This window comes from Kribbella sp. NPDC048915 (assembly GCF_040649595.1).
Classification (GTDB): domain Bacteria; phylum Actinomycetota; class Actinomycetes; order Propionibacteriales; family Kribbellaceae; genus Kribbella.
Map to the genome: position 1 here is coordinate 1 of NZ_JBEZFT010000157.1, position 1,719 is coordinate 1,719.

Genomic DNA, 1,719 nt, shown 5'->3' on the forward strand with positions numbered 1-1,719 from the left:
CCTGACTCGTGCCACCTGACGGAGTTTTCGAGGTCGGGCTCGCGTTTGTGCTGGTCAGGAGCTCGCGGGCGGGCTGATTGACACACCCCGGAGGCCGGGTACGGTCGGTGGTCGTGGTGTTCGTGCGGAAGTCCCCGGGCCGATCGGGGGCGACGAAAGTCCAGATCGCAGAGCGCCGTGATGGCCGTGACGTCGTGCTTGAGCACGTCGGCACAGCCCACGACGAGGCGGAACTGGCCGCCTTGATGGCTGTGGCCCGCAAGAAGCTCTACCCCGGCCAAGGCGAGCTCGCGTTGGAAGGGCTCAGCGACCCCAGCGCTGCTGGGTGGGCCGGGACGGCCGTGATTACCGGCAAGGCGAACGCGGTGCTGTGGCAGGTGCTGAGGACCGGCTACGACCGGTTGGGATTCGACGCCATCGACGACGAAGCGTTCGCCCAACTGGTCCTGGCTCGGATCGTGGAGCCGACCAGCAAGGCCGACTCGCTGCGGGTGCTCGACGAGCTCGGCGTGCCACACGTCTCGCTGCGCACGATGTTCCGGTCCCTGCGCCGTGCCGAGGACCAGGGCTACCGGGCGAAGATCGCTGAGGCCTGCTTCGCCCACGCCGTCGTTGCCGGGGACGTCAGCTTGTGCCTCTACGACGTCACGACCCTCTACTTCGAGGCAGAGAAGGAAGATGAGGGCACCGACGGGCTGCGCAAGGTCGGCTACTCCAAAGAACGCCGGGTCGATCCGCAGGTCGTGGTCGGTCTGCTGGTCGACCGACGCGGGTTCCCGCTCGAGATCGGCTGCTACCAGGGCAACAAGGCAGAGACGTTGACGATCGTCCCGATCGTCAAGGCATTCCAGGCCCGCCATGGGCTCGCGGACATGGTCGTGGTCGCGGATGCCGGGATGCTGTCGAGCAGCAACCTCAAGGAGCTCGACGAAGCGAATCTGCGGTTCATCGTCGGGTCGCGGGTCACCAAGGCGCCCAAGGACCTGGAGTCCCACTACCGGTGGCACGGCGACGCCTTCACCGACGGCCAAGTCATCGACACCATCACCCCGCGCAGTGGGCACCACAACGACGCGGCCAGTGACCCGAAGACCAAGGCCGAGCCGGTGTGGGACCGCGAGCAGCATGCCGGGGCCTGGCGAGCCGTGTGGGCCTACTCGACCAAACGCGCGGTCCGGGACAACAAGACGCTCACCTTGCAGGAGAACCGCGCCAAGGCCGTGGTCGCGGGCGAGAAGACCGCCCGGACGCCCCGGTTCGTGAAGACCCGCAACGGCGCCGCCGAACTCGACGAGGCCTCGCTTGCCCGAGCCCGCCGGCTGGTCGGGTTGAAGGGGTACGTCACCAACATCCCCCTCACGGTCATGCCGGCACGCGAGGTCATCGAGAGCTACCACGACTTGTGGAGGGTCGAGCAGTCCTTCCGGATGTCGAAGACGGACCTGCGCGCCAGGCCGATGTTCCACCACACTCGCGACGCGATCGAGGCCCACCTGACCATCGTGTTCGCGGCACTCGCCGTCGCGCGCCACCTGCAAGAGGCAACCGGACTCAGCATCCGCAAGATCGTCCAGACGCTACGACCGCTACAGCAGATCACCGTCCGCATCGCCGGACACGAGCACCTCGCCCACGACCCACCCACCCCGCAAGCCCAAGCGATCCTGCACGCCCTCGGCATCGACCCGAACTGACACACCCCAGTGGCACGACTCAGGT

1 protein-coding gene is annotated in these 1,719 nt (G+C 67.4%); it reads left to right on the top strand.

Translation table 11 applies throughout. The features are described from left to right. The first annotated feature begins 113 nt into the window (after positions 1 to 113). Complete coding sequence (locus tag AB0B82_RS35395; RefSeq protein ID WP_360178966.1) at positions 114 to 1,694, top strand: IS1634 family transposase; 1,581 nt, start codon at positions 114 to 116, stop codon at positions 1,692 to 1,694. Positions 1,695 to 1,719: the final 25 nt, after the last annotated feature.